Source organism: Streptomyces sp. NPDC048623, assembly GCF_040650755.1.
GTDB lineage: Bacteria > Actinomycetota > Actinomycetes > Streptomycetales > Streptomycetaceae > Streptomyces.
In genome coordinates, this window is the sequence record NZ_JBEZHV010000005.1 from 311,466 (window position 1) to 328,336 (window position 16,871).

13 protein-coding genes and 1 tRNA gene are annotated in these 16,871 nt (G+C 71.2%); 7 read left to right on the forward strand and 7 right to left on the reverse strand.

Features of this window, described 5'->3' with window-relative positions; genetic code table 11:
* Positions 1-41: 41 nt before the first annotated feature.
* The 3 genes from AB0C73_RS10365 to AB0C73_RS10375 form a co-directional block, all read right to left on the reverse strand.
* The gene (locus AB0C73_RS10365) at positions 42-884 is read right to left on the reverse strand and encodes a J domain-containing protein (protein ID WP_362527261.1); all 843 of its coding nucleotides are present in this window, start codon (positions 882-884) and stop codon (positions 42-44) included.
* A 367-nt stretch (positions 885-1,251) separates the two neighbouring features.
* On the reverse strand, positions 1,252-2,715 hold the full coding sequence (locus AB0C73_RS10370) for a DUF2252 domain-containing protein (protein ID WP_362527072.1): 1,464 nt from the start codon (positions 2,713-2,715) through the stop codon (positions 1,252-1,254).
* Positions 2,716-2,911: 196 nt separating this feature from the next.
* Positions 2,912-4,000 (reverse strand): hypothetical protein, encoded by a 1,089-nt coding sequence (locus AB0C73_RS10375; protein WP_362527074.1) that lies wholly within the window; start codon positions 3,998-4,000, stop codon positions 2,912-2,914.
* A 91-nt stretch (positions 4,001-4,091) separates the two neighbouring features.
* Here AB0C73_RS10375 and AB0C73_RS10380 point away from each other — a divergent pair, with 91 nt between their 5' ends.
* Complete coding sequence (locus AB0C73_RS10380; RefSeq protein ID WP_362527076.1) at positions 4,092-4,556, forward strand: MarR family winged helix-turn-helix transcriptional regulator; 465 nt, start codon at positions 4,092-4,094, stop codon at positions 4,554-4,556.
* 16 nt (positions 4,557-4,572) lie between these two features.
* Here AB0C73_RS10380 and AB0C73_RS10385 read toward each other — a convergent pair whose 3' ends face one another.
* From AB0C73_RS10385 to AB0C73_RS10395, 3 genes are all read right to left on the reverse strand, one after another.
* Complete coding sequence (locus AB0C73_RS10385) at positions 4,573-5,208, reverse strand: response regulator transcription factor (RefSeq protein ID WP_362527078.1); 636 nt, start codon at positions 5,206-5,208, stop codon at positions 4,573-4,575.
* A 171-nt stretch (positions 5,209-5,379) separates the two neighbouring features.
* The gene (locus tag AB0C73_RS10390) at positions 5,380-7,092 is read right to left on the reverse strand and encodes a histidine kinase (protein WP_362527262.1); all 1,713 of its coding nucleotides are present in this window, start codon (positions 7,090-7,092) and stop codon (positions 5,380-5,382) included.
* Positions 7,093-7,437: 345 nt separating this feature from the next.
* Positions 7,438-7,524: transfer RNA gene (locus AB0C73_RS10395), tRNA-Leu, on the reverse strand.
* A gap of 405 nt (positions 7,525-7,929) precedes the next feature.
* Between AB0C73_RS10395 and AB0C73_RS10400 the strand changes: the two genes are divergently transcribed.
* From AB0C73_RS10400 to pknB, 6 genes are all read left to right on the forward strand, one after another.
* Positions 7,930-8,814 carry a DUF3662 and FHA domain-containing protein gene (locus AB0C73_RS10400; RefSeq protein WP_362527080.1) on the forward strand — a complete coding sequence of 295 codons (885 nt, stop codon included), beginning with the start codon at positions 7,930-7,932 and terminating at the stop codon, positions 8,812-8,814.
* A gap of 10 nt (positions 8,815-8,824) precedes the next feature.
* Positions 8,825-9,352 (forward strand): FHA domain-containing protein, encoded by a 528-nt coding sequence (locus AB0C73_RS10405; RefSeq protein ID WP_265861470.1) that lies wholly within the window; start codon positions 8,825-8,827, stop codon positions 9,350-9,352.
* Positions 9,353-9,459: 107 nt separating this feature from the next.
* Complete coding sequence (locus AB0C73_RS10410; RefSeq protein ID WP_362527082.1) at positions 9,460-10,950, forward strand: Stp1/IreP family PP2C-type Ser/Thr phosphatase; 1,491 nt, start codon at positions 9,460-9,462, stop codon at positions 10,948-10,950.
* Positions 10,951-10,978: 28 nt separating this feature from the next.
* Positions 10,979-12,409 carry an FtsW/RodA/SpoVE family cell cycle protein gene (locus AB0C73_RS10415; RefSeq protein ID WP_362527084.1) on the forward strand — a complete coding sequence of 477 codons (1,431 nt, stop codon included), beginning with the start codon at positions 10,979-10,981 and terminating at the stop codon, positions 12,407-12,409.
* Complete coding sequence (locus tag AB0C73_RS10420; protein WP_362527087.1) at positions 12,406-13,872, forward strand: penicillin-binding transpeptidase domain-containing protein; 1,467 nt, start codon at positions 12,406-12,408, stop codon at positions 13,870-13,872. The genes AB0C73_RS10415 and AB0C73_RS10420 overlap by 4 nt, the downstream gene beginning before the upstream one ends.
* Before the next feature lie 252 nt (positions 13,873-14,124).
* Positions 14,125-16,092, forward strand: coding sequence for a Stk1 family PASTA domain-containing Ser/Thr kinase (gene pknB, locus AB0C73_RS10425; RefSeq protein WP_362527090.1), 1,968 nt, complete (start codon positions 14,125-14,127; stop codon positions 16,090-16,092).
* An 87-nt stretch (positions 16,093-16,179) separates the two neighbouring features.
* Here the strand turns inward: pknB and AB0C73_RS10430 are convergent, their stop codons facing one another.
* Entirely contained in the window at positions 16,180-16,860 is a 681-nt protein-coding gene (locus AB0C73_RS10430) for a class E sortase (protein WP_362527092.1), read from the reverse strand.
* Positions 16,861-16,871 lie beyond the last annotated feature (11 nt).

The window sequence follows — 16,871 nt, forward strand, 5'->3', positions numbered from 1 at the left end:
TCAGCGACGACGCGTCCCGACGGACGCACACCCCTCGAAACCTACTGCACCAGCGCCGCGAGCTCCGCCTCACGCTCGGCGACCTGCGCGAGCAGCTGCTCCGCGATCTCCTCCAGCAGCCGGTCCGGATCGTCCGGCGCCAGCCGCAGCATCGCCCCGATCGCACTCTCCTCCAGCTCCCGCGCCACCAGCGACAACATCTCCTTGCGCTGCGCCAGCCACTCCAGCCGCGCGTACAGCTCCTCGCTCTCGCTGAGCCGCACCTGCGGCACCGGACCGGCCGCCCACTCCGCCGACAGCTCCCGCAGCAAACCCTCGTCACCACGGGCATAGGCCGCGTTCACCCGCGTGATGAACTCCTCGCGCCGCTTCCGCTCGTCCTCGTCCCGGGCCAGATCCGGATGCGCCTGACGCGCCAGATCCCGGTACAGCTTCCGTACCTCGTCCGACGGCCGGACCCGCTTCGGCGGCTGCACCGGCCGGTCCGTCAGCATCGCCGCCGCCTCGGGCGACAGCCCGTCGGAATCCACCCAGTCGTGGAACAGCTCCTCCACCCCGGGCATCGGCAGCACCGCGGCACGCGCCTCCTGCGCCCGCCGCAGATCCTCGGGATCCCCGCTGCGCGCCGCCCGCGCCTCCGCGATCTGCGCGTCCAGCTCGTCGAGCCGCGCGTACACCGGGCCCAGCCTCTGGTGATGCAGCCGCGAGAAGTTCTCCACCTCGACCCGGAACGTCTCCACGGCGATCTCGAACTCGATCAGCGCCTGCTCGGCCACCCGCACCGCCTTGTCGAGCCGCGCCTCGGGCCGCTCGGCACCGCCCGCGCCACTCGGGCCCTCAGTGCCGTCGGCGCTGGTGCCGGAGCCGTCAGCGTCCGCCGACACGCCCTCGGAGCCGGCGTCCCGGCCGGACTCGCCCTCAGCGCCGGCGCCGTCTGCGGGTCGGTCCTCGGACTGCCCTTCCACCGGCAGCTCCGCGACGGGGCGCCCGTCCTCGCCCGGCTCCTCGGACCCGCCGGCCCTGCCCTGGTCCACGCTCACGTCCACGCCCGTCCACGTCCTCGTTCCGGCTCGTCCCACCCAGCCTACGGTCCCTCCCGGGGGCCCCTCCCCCCTCCCTCCCCCTCCCCTCCCCGTTGTTCTGCTTGTGGCCCCTCCGGCGCAGGCCCCTCACCGGGCACGTCCCCCACCGCGCACGTGTCGATCACGTGCGCGGGGCGGCGCCGTGCAGGACGGACCCCGGGATCTGGGATCAGACGCCTGCTTCGGCCGCTATGCGGCCGGTGCGGATGGCCGTGGTGAGGTCGGCGTGGTCCGCGGTGGTGCGGTCGGCGTAGGCGACGGCGAAGGCGGCTATGGCCTCGTCGAGCTCTTCGTTCTTGCCGCAGTAGCCGGCGATCAGGCGCGGGTCGGCGCTGTGGGTGTGGGCGCGGGCGAGCAGGGCGCCGGTCATGCGGCCGTAGTCGTCGAACTGGTCGGCGGTGAGGGCGGCGGGGTCGACGCTGCCCTTGCGGTTGCGGAACTGGCGCACCTGGTAAGGACGCCCGTCGACGGTGGTCCAGCCGAGCAGGATGTCGCTGACGACCTGCATCCGCTTCTGGCCGAGCACCACGCGCCGTCCTTCGTGTCCGGTGTCGGGCACGGTGAAGCCGACGGCGGGGAGGTGCGGGAGCAGGGCGGAGGGGCGGGCCTCCTTGACCTGGAGGACGAGGGGCTCGCCGCGGTGGTCGAGCAGCAGCACCACATAGGAGCGGGTGCCGACGCTGCCGGTGCCGACGACGCGGAAGGCGACGTCGTGTATCGCGTACCGGGCGAGCAGCGGGAGCCGGTCCTCGGAGACGGTGGCCAGGTAGGGGCCGAGGGAGGCGGCGACGGCCGCGGCCTCCCGGTCGCCGACCCGGCGCAGCACCGGTGGGGCGTCGACGAAGCGCCGGCCGCCGCCCTCGCTGTCGGGCACGGCTTCGGTGGAGCGGGCGGCGAAGCGGGCGCTGGTGTTGTTGCGGGCCTTGGCGGAGACGCGTTCGAGGGTGCCTATGAGGTCGCGGGCGTCGGTGTGGGAGACGAGTTCCTCGTCGGCGATGGCGTTCCAGGCGTCGAGGGCGGAGAGCCGGGCGAGGAGGCGCATGGTGCGGCGGTAGGCGCCGACGGTGTCGAAGGCGGCGGCGCGGCAGGTGTCCTCGTCGGCTCCGGCTTCGCGGCCGGCGAGGACGAGGGAGGTCGCGAGCCGCTTGAGGTCCCATTCCCAGGGGCCGATGACGGTTTCGTCGAAGTCGTTGAGGTCGATGACGAGGCGGCCGCGGGCGTCTCCGTAGAGGCCGAAGTTGGCGGCGTGGGCGTCGCCGCAGAGCTGGGCGGCGATGCCGGTGACGGGGGAGCCGGTGAGGTCGTGGGCCATGAGGCCGGCGGACCCGCGGAGGAAGGCGAAGGGGCTGGCGGACATGCGGCCGACGCGGATGGGGGTGAGTTCGGGGACGCGGCCGTGGTTGGACTCCTCGACGGCGCGCACGGCGTCGGGGCGGTCGGGAACGGGGGTGAGGGTGGCGTGTGCGGAGCGCGGTACGTCGTCGCGGAGGATCCTGCCGCGCTGTTTGGCGGTGGCGGCGGCTCCGGCGCCGGCGTGCCGGGCGAAGCCGGGCACGTGGGGGAGGCGGGTGGGCGGCTGGGTGTCGGCCGCGTGCTCGCGCGGTCCCGGTACCACTGTGATCGTGTCGTCCATCGGGACGTCCTCCCCCGTCGTGCGTGTGGTGCGTGTGTCGTGGTGTCGCGTGTGCGGTGTGGAGCCCTCGCCGTGTCGTGTCGTCGACGTCGGCTCGGGCGACTGGGCAAGACCGTACAGCCGGGGCTGCGAGGCCGTCTCCCCCTGTGGACAACCGCCTGTGGACAACGTCCCGCCGGCGCCCGGCAGTGCCGGATCAGACGCCGACGGCCTCTTCCAGTTCCTCCTCCAACTCCTTCTTGGCCTGGGCTTCTTCGGCCTGTGCCGGGGCGGCGGCCGGGGCGACGGCACGGCGGCGGCCGCGGCTCTCGGTGAGTCCGGCGACGGCGGTGAGGACGGCGCCGGCGAGGAGCCAGAGGGCGAGGACGAGGACGTTGCGGCCGAGGGCGTGGCCGTCGAAGTAGACGTGGCTGCGGACGCCTTCGACGAATCCGGCGCCGTTCCAGAAGGCGTGCAGGGAGCCGAAGAAGCCGGGCTGGAGTTCGGGCCGGTAGATGCCGCCGGAGCTGGTGAAGTTGAGCATCACGAACAGGACCATCACGCCGAGGGTGGTCCAGCGCTTGAGGAAGGTGTGGAGTCCGACGCCGGTCAGCAGGATGCCGGCGCAGTACAGCCAGGAGAGGGCCCAGACGCCGGCGAGGCCGTGGTCGACGAGGTGGAAGAGGGGTCCCGCGAAGACGGTGCCGATGAGGCTGACGACGAGGGACGTGCCGGCGGCGAGGAGGGCCCGGAGGCGCATGGGGAGAACGGCTCCGGCACCGCCGATGACCGCGACGGACGCGTAGGAGCCGATGCTGAGGGCGACGAGGAGGAAGAAGACGCCCTGGCCGGTGGGGTCGCCGGGGGCGACGGGGACGACGTCGGTGACCTTGAGGGGCCGGCCCTGGGTGGCGGCGACCTCGGTGAAGACCTTCTCGACGGCCATGGCGCTGGTGTCGGAGGCCGCGGAGGCGACGAGGAGTTCGGGGGTGTGGCCGGGGGCGCCGGGGAGGTAGGCGCCGGAGCTGGACTGCTCGCGCAGGGCGGTGGTGGCGGTGGGGCGGTCGGGGACGGTGCGGACGTCGAGGGCGCCGGCGCCCTTGTCGTGGAGGGTCTGGGCGAGGACCTGGACCTGGGGGCCGGTGCCGACGATGTCGACGCGGAGGTCGTGGGGTTCGGGGGCGTGGAAGGCGCCGAGGTAGGCGAGGCCCATGCCGATGCACATCAGCAGGGGGGTGAGGAGATGCCCGAGGACGTGGCGCAGTGCTCCCCTGGTGGTCGGTCCTGCGGACACCTGAACCTCCATGGTTGGCTTTTACAACTGAACAACCGTTGTACTATACAACTGAAAGGGTGGAGTCCGATCGGCGGGCCGCCCGCGGCACAGGGAGCGCACCATGAGCGACGGCGCGCGGGAGACGTCCCTCGACACCATCCAGCGGGAGCTGACGGCCTTCGCCCGCCGGGCCCGGGCGGCGGCGGCGCGGCTCCATCCGGAGCTGCCGCTGGTCTCGTACACGCTGCTCGCCCACATCGACGACCGGCAGGGCTGCCGGGCCACCGACCTCGCGGCGCACTATCTGCTGGACAAGTCGACGGTGAGCCGCCAGGTGGCGGCCCTGGAGAAGCTCGGTCTGGTCGAGCGGCGGCCGGACCCGGCCGACCACCGGGTGCAGGTGCTGCACCCGACCGATGCGGGCACCCGGCTCCTGGCCTCGACCCAGGCGAGCCGGCTCGCCGCGTATGAGGAGCGCCTCAAGGACTGGTCGGCCGAGGACCTGGCCGCGTTCGCGGGCTATCTGCTCCGCTACAACGCGGCGGGCACCGGAAGCCTCCCGGCCACCCCTGGCCCCAGGTCCTGATACCGGCCCAGGACCCCTACAGCCCGGCGTCGCGTGCCAGCAGGGCCGCCTGCACCCGGTTCTCGCAGCCCAGCTTGGCCAGGATGCGGCTCACATAGGTCTTCACCGTGCCCTCGCTCATATGGAGGCGGCGGCCCGCGTCGGCGTTGGACAGGCCCTCGCCGAGCAGCGCGAGCACCTCGCGCTCCCGCTCGCTGAGGGCGGTGATCCGGGTCCTCGCCTCCTCGGCACGGGCCGCCTCCCGGCCGGAGGCCAGCCGCTCGACGACATGCCGGGTGGCCGCGGGCGACAGATAGGCGTCGCCCGCGGCCGCGGCCCGTACCGCCCGGATCAGTTCGGCCGGCGCGGTGTCCTTGAGCAGGAAGCCCGCCCCGCCGTGCTCCAGGGCCCGCAGCACGTTCTCCCGCTCGCCGAAGGTCGTCAGGACGACGACCTTGGCCGAGGGCGCGGCGCGGCGCAGTTCGGGCAGGGCGGAGAGGCCGTCGAGCACGGGCATCTGGATGTCGAGCAGGACGACGTCGGCGGTGTGGGCGCGGGCGAGGTCGACCGCCTCGCGCCCGTTGGTGGCCTCGGCGACGACCTCGATCTCCGGGTCCGAGGTGAGGATCATCCGGATCCCGGCCCTGATCAGCGGTTCGTCGTCGGCGATCACGATCCTGATGCTCCGGCCCGCGCCCGCCCCCGAAACCGGGCGCGGTCCCGGTACCGCGCCCGAAACGGGTCCCGTCACCGGTCCCGTCGCCTGTCCCGGTCCGGTTCCCGGCCCGGCTGCTGTCCCTGCCCCGTCCACACCGACTCCCCAACGGCCCCCGCGCGCACGTGCCTAGCGCACGACCTCGTACGACTTCTTCTCGATCAGCTTGCCGTCCTTGAAGCAGAACCGGAAAACCGGCTCCTTCTCCAGGTCCTCGCTCGTCGCCGAGCTCATCAGCACCAGGCAGCTGGAACCGTCAGGCTCCGCGGGGCCCTTGCCGTGCAGGCCGGTGGTGGCGATCGTGTCACCCGAAGGAAGCTTGTCGCGCACCGCCTGCTCGCTCTCGCCGACCTTCACCGCGTCGTACTGCTGTGGGTCGATCATCCCGTTCGACGCCGAGCCCAGCAGGAAGTACATGCCGAAGCCCCCGGCCACCAGCAGCAGCACCAGGGCCGCGACGGCGATGCCGCAGCCGATCGCTATCCCGCTGCCCGTGCTCCTGCCCCTGCCCGCCTGCATCGCCATCGCCAGCTCCCGTTCGGCCACCGTCCAGCCGGACGGTCCGACTGCGACAGGACCACGGTGGCCGCGCGGGGGCCGTTTCGACTGCTGCCGGAAGTCGTCGGCCGCATCGACGAAAGGCGCGGCGTAAGGGTGGGCGGACGGCGCGGGCAGGGCGTCCGCGGCCGGGGACGCGAAGGGATCGACGTACGGCGTGGCCTCGACCGCCCCGTACGGCAGGACTCCGGCGACCCGGAAGCCGCCGTCGTCCGCCGGCCCCGCGTGGACGATTCCGCCGACCAGCCGGGCCCGCTCGTGCAGCCCGGTCAGGCCCTGGCCGCCGCTGACGACGTGCGAAGGAGCCTCGGCCGTCCGCTCGTTGAGAACCTCGACGACGAACGCGTCCGGCTCGTAGCGCACTTCGACGGCGATCCTGGCGCCCGGCGCGTGCTTGTAGGCGTTCGTCAGGCCTTCCTGGACGATCCGGTACGCGGCGTGGTCGACGGCCGGCGCGAGCGCCCGGGCCTCGCCGTGGCAGGTCAGTCCGATCACCGTCCCGGCGGCGCGGGCGGCCGTGACGAGCCCCTCGATGCCGGCGGTCCCCCGCGCCGCCCGCCCCGTCTCGTCCCCTGGCCGCACCACCTGGACGCCCGGATCGCCGCTGGCCGGGGCCTCCACCCCGTCGCGCAGGATGCCGACGACCTCGCGCAGCTCGTGCATGGCGTCCATGGACGCGCCGCGCAGCACACCGACGACCTCCCGCTGGCGGTCGGTCAGATGCGGGTCGACCTCAAGCGCTCCGGTGTGCACGGAGATCAGCGCCAGCTGGTGACCGAGGCTGTCGTGCATGTCCTGCGCGATCCGCTGCCGCTCCCGCATCCTGGCCTGCCCGACGAGCATCGCCCGCTCCCGCAGCAGCTGCAGATTGCGTTCCTGGAGCGCGTGCAGCAGGGTCCGGCGCTGGGTCCAGTAGCGGTGGGCGAGACCCGGCGCCAGCGTCGTACCGAGGAAGTACAGCGTCGAGACGAAGGCGAGCGTCAGCACCCGGTGCAGGTCCCACGCCTCGGCCGCCGTCACCGCGAGGTTGAGTCCGTACGCGGTGCTGTACGCGGCCAGTGCCCGCCCGGCGCTCGCCACATAGCGGCCCGCGGACCAGCCGACGAGGATCATCAGCGCCAGGAAGCCCGGGGTCAGCGGGGCGAGCGCGGAGGTGACGACGAGCACCGTCGCGGGCAGCCGGCGCCGCAGCAGCGACAGCACGGCCGAGGCCACGGCGACAGCCGCGAGGGCCGGTCCCCCGCCGCCCGACACGTCCTCGGTGCCCGCGGCCAGCAGCGCCATGACGACGGCGAGCACCAGCTCGCCCGCGGTCCTGCGCCGCGACCACTGCCCCGGCACCGCGAACCAGTGCCACGCGGCGGCCGGCCACGACCTGACGGCCCGGATGTTCACGACATCCCGGATCTTCCTACGAGCTTCCACGGCCGCACGATAGGCGTGCCCCCGCCCGGCCCGCCGTCCTCTTTCGTCTCGCCCCCGACCGACGAACGTCGCGCGCCCCCAGCTCCGGACACCCGCACCCGACGCCCCCGCCGCACCCGACACCCCGCCCCCGCGTGACGAAGGCAACAGGCATGCCGACAAACGCGGAAGCCCCGTAGGTCATCGACCTACGGGGCTTCCGTCTGGTGCGCGAGGGGGGAGTTGAACCCCCACGCCCTTTCGGGCACTGGAACCTGAATCCAGCGCGTCTGCCTATTCCGCCACCCGCGCATTGGGTGGTCTCCCGGCTCCCTCACCTTTTCGGTTCGTTCGCCTGGCGACATCTGAAGATTAGCACGTCGCAGACCTCGGATTCACATCCGTTCCTCCGCCCCCGGTTTCGATGCCCGCCCCGCGGACGAGAGACAGGGGAGACCGCGGGAGACGGACAGAGAGATGAGACGGACGTGACGCACGGGGCCCTCCTGCTCCACAGCCGGGTGCGGGACACTGTCCACAGGCCGCCTCTACGATCCGTGGGGGAATCCGTGAGGGAATCCATGGGGGAAGGCGCGCGGAAGGTCTGTGAGAGGTGACACTCGTCCACAGGACAGAGAAGGGGAACCAGCCGATTTCCCGACGCGTGGATACGATCAGTAAGCAGTACCAGGACGACAACGACGGAGGAGGTGCCCCATGGGAGTCCTGAAGCGGTTCGAGCAGCGACTCGAAGGTCTGGTCAACGGCACCTTCGCCAAGGTGTTCAAGTCCGAGGTCCAGCCCGTCGAGATCGCCGGCGCGCTCCAGCGCGAGTGCGACAACAACGCGACGATCTGGAACCGGGAACGGACCGTCGTCCCCAACGACTTCATCGTGGAGCTGAGCGCGCCGGACTACGAGCGCCTCAGCCCCTACTCGGGCCAGCTCGGCGACGAGCTCGCCGGCCTGGTCAGGGACTACGCCAAGCAGCAGCGGTACACCTTCATGGGGCCGATCAAGGTCCACCTGGAGAAGGCCCCGGACCTCGACACCGGTCTGTACCGGGTGCGCAGCCGCACGCTCGCGTCGAGTTCGTCACAGTCGCAGCCGCCCGCCGGCGCCCCGCAGCACCCCGGCCAGCCGCACCCGGGCCACGGCCAGCAGCCGCCCCGCGGCGGCTACGGCTACCCCCCGGCCGGTGCCCCGCCGATGCCCGCGAGCCCGCCGCCGGGTGCCCCGGCCATGCCGGGTCACCGTCCGACGGCGCCCGCCGCGGGCCGCCCCGGCGGCCCCGCGCCGGTGCCGGGCGGTGGCGGCGGCCAGGTCCGCCGCTGGATCGAGATCAACGGCACCCGTCATCAGATCTCCCGCCCGACTCTGGTCCTCGGCCGCAGCACCGACGCGGACGTGAGGATCGACGATCCCGGCGTCTCGCGCCGGCACTGCGAGATCCGGACCGGAACGCCCTCGACGATCACGGATCTCGGGTCCACCAACGGCATCGTGGTGGACGGGCAGCACACCACCCGCGCTACGCTCCGCGACGGCTCGCGGATCGTCGTGGGCAGCACCACCATCGTTTACCGGCAAGCCGAAGGGTGAAGCGGGGGCAATGTCAGAGCTGACCCTGACGGTCATGCGGCTGGGTTTCCTGGCCGTTCTGTGGCTGTTCGTCATCGTGGCCGTCCAGGTCATCCGCAGCGACCTGTTCGGCACGCGGGTCACCCAGCGCGGCTCACGCCGCCAGGACGCGCGGCCGCAGCAGCAGGCCGGGCGACAGGCCGCCGCGCCCCCGCAGCAGCGCGGCGGGCAGCAGGCCGCGCCCGCCGGCCGGCAGCGCCGCGGCGCCCCGACCAAGCTGGTCGTCTCCGAGGGCACCCTCACCGGCACGACGGTCGCCCTGCAGGGCCAGACCATCACGCTGGGCCGGGCCCACGACTCGACGATCGTGCTGGACGACGACTACGCCTCCAGCCGGCATGCCAGGATCTACCCCGACCGGGACGGTCAGTGGATCGTCGAGGACCTCGGGTCCACCAACGGCACGTATCTCGACCGGACCCGCCTCACCACCGCCACACCGATTCCGCTGGGCGCGCCGATTCGTATCGGCAAGACCGTCATCGAGCTTCGGAAGTAGTGCGACATCATGAATGAGCGCGAGCGGAGCGGGCTCCCGACCGGAGGGTGGGCAGTGTGGCTCGAGACCGGCGGCACCCCGACACGGCGCCGACAGGGCAGGTGGGCATGAGTCTGTCACTGCGTTTCGCCGCGGGCTCGCACAAGGGCATGATCCGCGAGGGCAACGAGGACTCCGGCTACGCCGGTCCGCGGCTGCTCGCGATCGCCGACGGCATGGGCGGCCAGGCCGCCGGTGAGGTCGCCTCGTCCGAGGTGATCTCCACCCTGGTGACGCTCGACGACGACGTCCCCGGCTCCGACATCCTCACCTCGCTCGGTACGGCGGTGCAGCGCGCCAACGACCAGCTGCGGATGATGGTCGAGGAGGACCCGCAGCTTGAGGGCATGGGCACCACGCTCACCGCCCTGCTGTGGACCGGCCAGCGCCTCGGCCTGGTGCACGTCGGCGACTCCCGCGCGTACCTGCTGCGCGACGGTGTCCTGACGCAGATCACGCAGGACCACACCTGGGTGCAGCGGCTCGTCGACGAGGGCCGGATCACCGAGGAGGAGGCGACCACCCATCCGCAGCGTTCGCTGCTGATGCGGGCGCTCGGCAGCGGCGACCACGTCGAGCCGGATCTCTCCATCCGCGAGGTCCGGGCCGGCGACCGCTATCTCCTCTGCTCCGACGGTCTGTCGGGCGTCGTCTCGCACCAGACGCTCGAGGAGACCCTCGCCAGCTACCAGGGCCCGCAGGAGACCGTGCAGGAGCTGATCCAGCTCGCGCTGCGCGGCGGCGGCCCCGACAACATCACGGTGATCATCGCCGACGTCCTCGACGTCGACGGCGGCGACACCCTCGCCGGCCACCTCAGCGACACCCCGGTGATCGTCGGCGCGGTCGCCGAGAACCAGGTGCAGCCGCACGACGGCGGTGCCATGCACACGCCCGCCGGCCGCGCCTCCGGACTCGGCCGCCCGGCCCCGCACCAGCAGCCGCCGGCCGGCGGTTTCGGCCCGCCCGGCAGCGGTGACGACCACGGGTACGGCGGGATGCCGCCGCAGGGCTCCTTCGGCTCGTACGCCGAGGAGGACTTCGTGAAGCCGCGCACCGGCCGCAAGTGGCTGAAGCGCGTGTTCTTCCTGGTCCTGGTGCTCGCCGTGATCGGCGGCGGTGCGTACGGCGGATGGCGCTGGACGCAGACCCAGTACTACGTGGGGTCGAAGGACGGGCACGTGGCGCTGTACCGGGGCATCAGCCAGGACCTGGCCTGGGTGAAGCTCTCCGAGGTCGAGAAGGACCACCCCGAGATCGAACTCAAGTACCTGCCGGCGTACCAGCGCAAGCAGGTCGAGGACACGATCGCGGGCGGCAGCCTCGGCAAGGCGCAGACGAAGATCTCCGAGCTGGGTCTTCAGGCCTCGGCGTGCAAGAAGACCGAGGAGCGTCAGAAGGCCGCCGCGGACGCCGCCGACAAGGCGAGCGGCAAGCCGCCGACGGGGACCGAGGGCACCGCCGCGCCGAACACCAAGCCGACCGCGCCCGCGCCGTCCCCCGGACCGACCCTGTCCGCTGAGGAGCAGAAGCTGGCCTCGAACTGCGGCAAGCAGTAAGCAGACCCGTAGGGGGCCTTTCACCACCATGAGCGTTGTCACCAACACGACCACCATCGGCGCCATCGAGGCGCCGAGCCGCCGCAACACCGAGCTGGTGCTGCTCGCGTTCGCCGTCGCCATCCCGGTGTTCGCGTACCTCAACGTCGGTCTGGCGATCGACGGCTCGGTGCCGGCGGGCATGCTCGGGTACGGAGCGGGTCTCGCCCTCCTCGCGGGCATCGCGCACCTCGTGGTGCGCAAGTGGGCACCGTACGCGGACCCGCTGCTGCTGCCGCTCGCGACGCTGCTCAACGGCATGGGCCTGGTGCTGATCTGGCGCCTGGACCAGTCGCCGCGCATCATCGCCCGGTACAAGACCTTCAGCCCCGACGCCCCGAACCAGATGATGTACTCGGCGATCGGCATCGCCATGTTCGTGGGTGTGCTGCTGCTCCTGAAGGACCACCGGGTCCTGCAGCGCTACACGTACATCTCCATGGTGGTGGCCCTCGTGCTGCTGCTGCTGCCGCTCGTGCCGGGTCTCGGCGCGGACGTCTTCGGCGCCAAGATCTGGATCAACGTCGGCGGCTTCTCCATCCAGCCCGGTGAGTTCGCCAAGCTGGTCCTGGCCGTGTTCTTCTCCGGCTATCTGATGGTGAAGAGAGACGCGCTCGCGCTGGCCAGCCGCCGGTTCATGGGGCTCTACCTGCCGCGTGGCCGTGACCTGGGCCCGATCCTGACGATCTGGGCGGTCAGCCTCCTCATCCTGGTCTTCGAGAACGACCTCGGCACCTCGCTGCTGTTCTTCGGCATGTTCGTGATCATGCTGTACGTGGCGACGGAGCGGACCAGCTGGGTCGTCATGGGTCTGCTGATGTCCACGGTCGGCGCCGTCGTCGTCGGCTCGACCGCCTCCCACGTCCAGTCCCGCGTGGCCGCCTGGCTCGACCCGTTCGAGTGCCTGAAGACGGCACCCGAGGGCTCGAACATGGCCATGGCCTGCGACCAGATGACCCAGGTGCTGATGTCCTTCGGCTCCGGCGGCATCCTCGGCACCGGCCTCGGCCAGGGCAACTCCGACCTGGTCGGCTTCGCCGCCAACTCCGACTTCATCTTCGCCACCGTCGGCGAGGAGCTCGGCCTGGCCGGCGTCATGGTCTTCCTGCTGTTCTACGGTCTGATCGTCGAGCGCGGTGTGCGCACCGCCCTCGCGGCCCGCGACCCGTTCGGCAAGCTGCTCGCGATGGGCCTGTCCGGCGCCTTCGCGCTGCAGATCTTCGTCGTCGCCGGCGGTGTGATGGGCCTCATCCCGCTGACCGGTATGACGATGCCGTTCCTCGCCTACGGTGGCTCGTCCGTGATCGCCAACTGGGCGCTGATCGGCGTGCTGATCCGGATCAGCGACACCGCGCGCCGCCCCGCGCCCTCCCCCGCCCCGAACCCCGACGCCGAGATGACGCAGGTGGTCCGTCCGTGAACAAGCCGCTGCGCCGTGTCGCGATCTTCTGCGGCCTGCTGATCCTCGCCCTGCTGGTGCGCGACAACTGGCTCCAGTACGTGCGCGCCGACGAGCTCAACGCCCACCCGAAGAACAAGCGGGTGACGATCGAGCGGTACGCCGGCGAGCGCGGCAACATCATCGTCGACGGCAAGCCGATCACCGGCTCCGTGGACTCCGGCGACACGTACTACAAGTACAAGCGCACCTATGTCGACGGTCCCATGTGGGCGCCGGTGACGGGGTACGCCTCGCAGGCCTTCGACGCCAGCCAGATCGAGAAGATCGAGGACGGCATCCTCACCGGCAACGACGACCGGCTGTTCTTCGACCGCACGCTCTCCATGTTCACCGGTGAGAAGAAGAAGGGCGGCGACGTCGTCACCACCCTGAGCGGGGCCGCGCAGAAGGCCGCGTTCAACGGCCTCGGCTCCAAGACGGGTGCGGTCGTGGCGATCGAGCCGTCGACCGGCAAGATCCTGGCGCTCGCGTCCACCCCGTCGTACGACCCCGCGTCCTTCGCCGGCTACCACAACAAGGACTCCGAGGCGTGGAACGGCCTGGAGAAGGACAAGAACAAGCCGAAGCTGAACCGCGCGCTGCGCGAGATCTACCCGCCCGGCTCCGTGTTCAAGGTGGTCACGGCCGCCGCGGCACTGGAGAGCGGCAAGGTCACCGACATCAACGCGCCGACCGAGACCCCCGAGGGCTGGAAGATCCCCCTCTCCACCAGGCCGATGGTGAACCACGCCAGCGGCTGCGCGAACGCGAGCCTGAACAAGGCCCTGGAGGTCTCCTGCAACTCGGTGTTCGCGAAGCTCGGTGACGACGTCGGCCGGGACAAGATGGTCGAGACGGCCGAGAAGTTCGGTTTCAACGCCGAGCAGTTCGTCCCGGTCCGCGCCGTCGCCTCGGTCTTCGACAAGAAGGCCGACCGCGGTGGAAACGCCCTGTCGTCGATCGGCCAGTTCAACACCGCGACCACGCCGCTGCAGATGGCGATGGTCACGGCCGCGATCGCCAACGACGGCAAGCTGATGAAGCCGTACATGATCGACGAGCTGCGCGCGCCGAACCTGGACGTCCTCGAGAAGACCGAGCCGGAGCAGCTCAGCACCCCGGTCTCGCCGGAGACCGCCCAGAAGCTCCAGCAGATGATGGAGAACGTCGTCTCCAACGGCACCGGCGGCAACGCCGACGTGAACATGGACGGCGTGAAGGTCGGCGGCAAGACGGGTACGGCGCAGCACGGCGAGAAGAACGCCAAGCGCCCCTACGCCTGGTTCATCTCCTACGCGAAGACCGCGCAGGGTTCGCCGGTCGCGGTCGCCGTGGTCGTCGAGGACTCGGCGGGCACGGACCGCGAGGACATCACGGGTGGCGGCCTGGCGGCCCCGATCGCCAAGGCCGTGATGAAGGCGGTGCTGAAGAGCAGGAGCTGAGGGGCAGGAGCTGATCTTCCGGCCGGCCGGCGCCGCACGCGGTGGCCGCGCACAGTGAGCGACGCCACGGCCGGACCCCGATTCCGCAGGCGACCGGTGCACTACCTGGCCCCCGCCGTGTACCGGTCGGGTATCAGGTGGCGGTCGGCGGAGGAAGCGCCTCCTCTCGGCCGGTAGCGTATGCGCGAACAGCACACACCGCCGGACCACACACGGGTGCGGTCGGGACAGACGGAGAGGGCTGGAGAAGCTATGGAAGAGCCGCGTCGCCTCGGCGGCCGGTACGAGCTGGGCTCGGTGCTCGGCCGTGGTGGCATGGCCGAGGTGTACCTCGCGCACGACACCCGGCTCGGCCGCACCGTCGCCGTGAAGACGCTGCGGGCCGATCTCGCCCGTGACCCGTCCTTCCAGGCCCGGTTCCGCCGCGAAGCCCAGTCCGCCGCCTCGCTGAACCATCCGGCGATCGTCGCGGTCTACGACACCGGCGAGGACTACGTCGACGGGGTCTCCATCCCGTACATCGTGATGGAGTACGTCGACGGGTCGACCCTGCGTGAGCTGCTGCACTCCGGGCGCAAGCTGCTGCCCGAGCGCACGCTGGAGATGACCGTGGGCATCCTCCAGGCCCTGGAGTACTCGCACCGCGCCGGCATCGTGCACCGTGACATCAAGCCGGCGAACGTCATGCTGACGCGCACCGGTCAGGTCAAGGTCATGGACTTCGGCATCGCGCGCGCCATGGGCGACGCGGGCATGACCATGACGCAGACCGCCGCGGTGATCGGCACGGCGCAGTACCTCTCCCCGGAGCAGGCCAAGGGCGAGCAGGTCGACGCCCGCTCCGACCTGTACTCCACCGGCTGTCTGCTGTACGAGCTGCTGACCGTGCGGCCGCCGTTCATCGGCGACTCACCGGTCGCCGTCGCGTACCAGCATGTGCGCGAGGAGCCGCAGCCGCCGAGCGTCTTCGACCCCGAGATCACGCCCGAGATGGACGCGATCGTCCTGAAGGCACTGGTCAAGGACCCCGACTACCGCTACCAGTCCGCCGACGAGATGCGCGCGGACATCGAGGCGTGCCTGGACGGCCAGCCGGTCGCGGCGACCGCCGCGATGGGCGCGGTCGGCTACGGCGCGGGCTACGGCGGCGGATACGCGCCGGAGGACCAGCCGACGACGGCGCTGCGCCAGGCCGACCCGGCCGGCCAGACCACGATGCTGCCGCCGATGAACCCGGACGACGGCGGATACGGCTACGACGACCGCCCCGGCGGCCGCCGCCAGAACCGCCAGAAGAAGTCGAACACCTCGACCATCCTGCTCGCCGTCGCCGGCGTCCTGGTCCTGATCGGCGCGATCCTCATCGGCCAGTCGCTGATGAGCGGCAACGACAAGCCCCAGCAGGTGCTTGTCCCGTCCTTCGTCGGGAAGTCCTTCGATGAGGCCAAGGACCTCGCGACGAACTCGCAGGTCAAGGTCGCCCAGTCCGGCACCGAGCGCTGCGACCAGCCGAAGGGCATGATCTGCTCGCAGAACCCGGCGTCCGACGGCGTGGCGAAGATGGACACCGGCGCCACGGTCAACGTGATCGTCTCCGAGGGCGCGCCGCAGATCGAGGTCCCGGACGTCGTCGAGCAGTCCCAGGCCCGCGCCGAGGAGACCCTGAAGGGCAAGGGCTTCAAGGTCGTCGTGCAGCAGAAGGAGTCCGACGAGGACCCGGGCCAGGTCCTGAGCCAGGACCCCACGGGCGGCTCGAAGGCGGAGAAGAACTCCACGGTGACCATCACCGTCTCCAAGCAGGCGATGAAGATCGTCCCGCCGGTGGTCGGCAACCCGCTGACGCAGGCCGATCAGCAGCTGAAGGCGCTCGGATTCGTCGTGGTGACGGAGTACGTCGATTCCGACCAGCCGAAGGACCAGGTGCTCGGCCAGACCCCGAACGGCAACGAGAAGGCCGCCGAGGGCTCCGAGGTGAAGCTGCGCGTCTCCAAGGGCCCGCAGCAGCCGACACAGCAGCCGGTCCCGCTCGTCATCGGCCAGACCCTCGACGAGGCCCGCGCGACGCTCGCCGCGAGCGGCTACCAGCTGGGCAACGTGGAGGGCTCCGCCGATGGTGACGCCCGCATTCGGCAGCAGGACCCGCTGCCGGGCACGCCCGGCCAGCCGAACCAGGTGGTCAACGTGAAGACCGAGAAGAACGGCGGCGGCTTCTTCGGCTAGCCGGCGCCCGTAGGAGACAGGCACGACGAAAGTGGGACCCGCCCAGGAGGGCGGGTCCCACTTTCGTCGTTCGGGAAGCGGTTTGGTTCAGCGCAGTTCGGCCGGCGGCGTGCGCTGCGCGTCGACCTTCTCCGTGCGCGCCAGCTCGCCCCACACGATGAAGCGGTAGTCCGAGGTGTACATCGGGGTGCAGGTCGTCAGGGTGATGTAGCGGCCAGGCTTGGCCTTGCCGGACTCCTTGGGAACGGGCTGGAGGACGTCCACGTCGTACTTCGTGGTCTCCGGAAGGGTCTTGTAGACCTTGTAGACGTACCAGGTGTCCTTGGACTCGAAGACGATCGCGTCGCCCGTCTTCAGCTTGTGGATGTTGTGGAACTTCGCGCCGTGGCCGTCGCGGTGCGCGGCGAGCGTGAAGTTGCCCTGCTTGTCCTGCGGGAGCGCGGACTTGACCGGCGCGGTGTAGTAGCCGGCGACGCCGCCGTTGAGGATCTCGCTGTCGGTGCCCTTCTTCACGAGCACCTCGCCGTCGCCCATGGCCGGCACGTGGAGGAAGCCGATGCCGTCCTTGGTGTCGAGCGCGCCGGGGCCGGGGTCGGCGGCCCAGTGCTCGCGGACCTGGTCGCCCTCCTTGCCGGCGGCCCGGTCGGCGAGGACGTTGGTCCACCACAGCGAGTAGACGACGAAGAGGCCGAGGACGAGGCCCGCGGTGATGAGGAGTTCACCGAAGACGCTGATGATCCCGGCGATCCGGTTGCGCGCTCGTGCCACAGGGTCGTCCC

What these genes read in the sequence shown, in the direction of transcription:
- AB0C73_RS10380 (WP_362527076.1), top strand. Translation starts at nt 4,092, where the DNA reads ATGAGCGACGGCGCGCGGGAGACGTCCCTCGACACCATCCAGCGGGAG.
- AB0C73_RS10390 (WP_362527262.1), bottom strand. Translation starts at nt 7,092, where the DNA reads ATGGCGCTGCTGGCCGCGGGCACCGAGGACGTGTCGGGCGGCGGGGGA.
- AB0C73_RS10400 (WP_362527080.1), top strand. Translation starts at nt 7,930, where the DNA reads ATGGGAGTCCTGAAGCGGTTCGAGCAGCGACTCGAAGGTCTGGTCAAC.
- AB0C73_RS10405 (WP_265861470.1), top strand. Translation starts at nt 8,825, where the DNA reads ATGTCAGAGCTGACCCTGACGGTCATGCGGCTGGGTTTCCTGGCCGTT.
- AB0C73_RS10375 (WP_362527074.1), bottom strand. Translation starts at nt 4,000, where the DNA reads ATGGAGGTTCAGGTGTCCGCAGGACCGACCACCAGGGGAGCACTGCGC.
- pknB (WP_362527090.1), top strand. Translation starts at nt 14,125, where the DNA reads ATGGAAGAGCCGCGTCGCCTCGGCGGCCGGTACGAGCTGGGCTCGGTG.
- AB0C73_RS10370 (WP_362527072.1), bottom strand. Translation starts at nt 2,715, where the DNA reads ATGGACGACACGATCACAGTGGTACCGGGACCGCGCGAGCACGCGGCC.
- AB0C73_RS10415 (WP_362527084.1), top strand. Translation starts at nt 10,979, where the DNA reads ATGAGCGTTGTCACCAACACGACCACCATCGGCGCCATCGAGGCGCCG.
- AB0C73_RS10410 (WP_362527082.1), top strand. Translation starts at nt 9,460, where the DNA reads ATGAGTCTGTCACTGCGTTTCGCCGCGGGCTCGCACAAGGGCATGATC.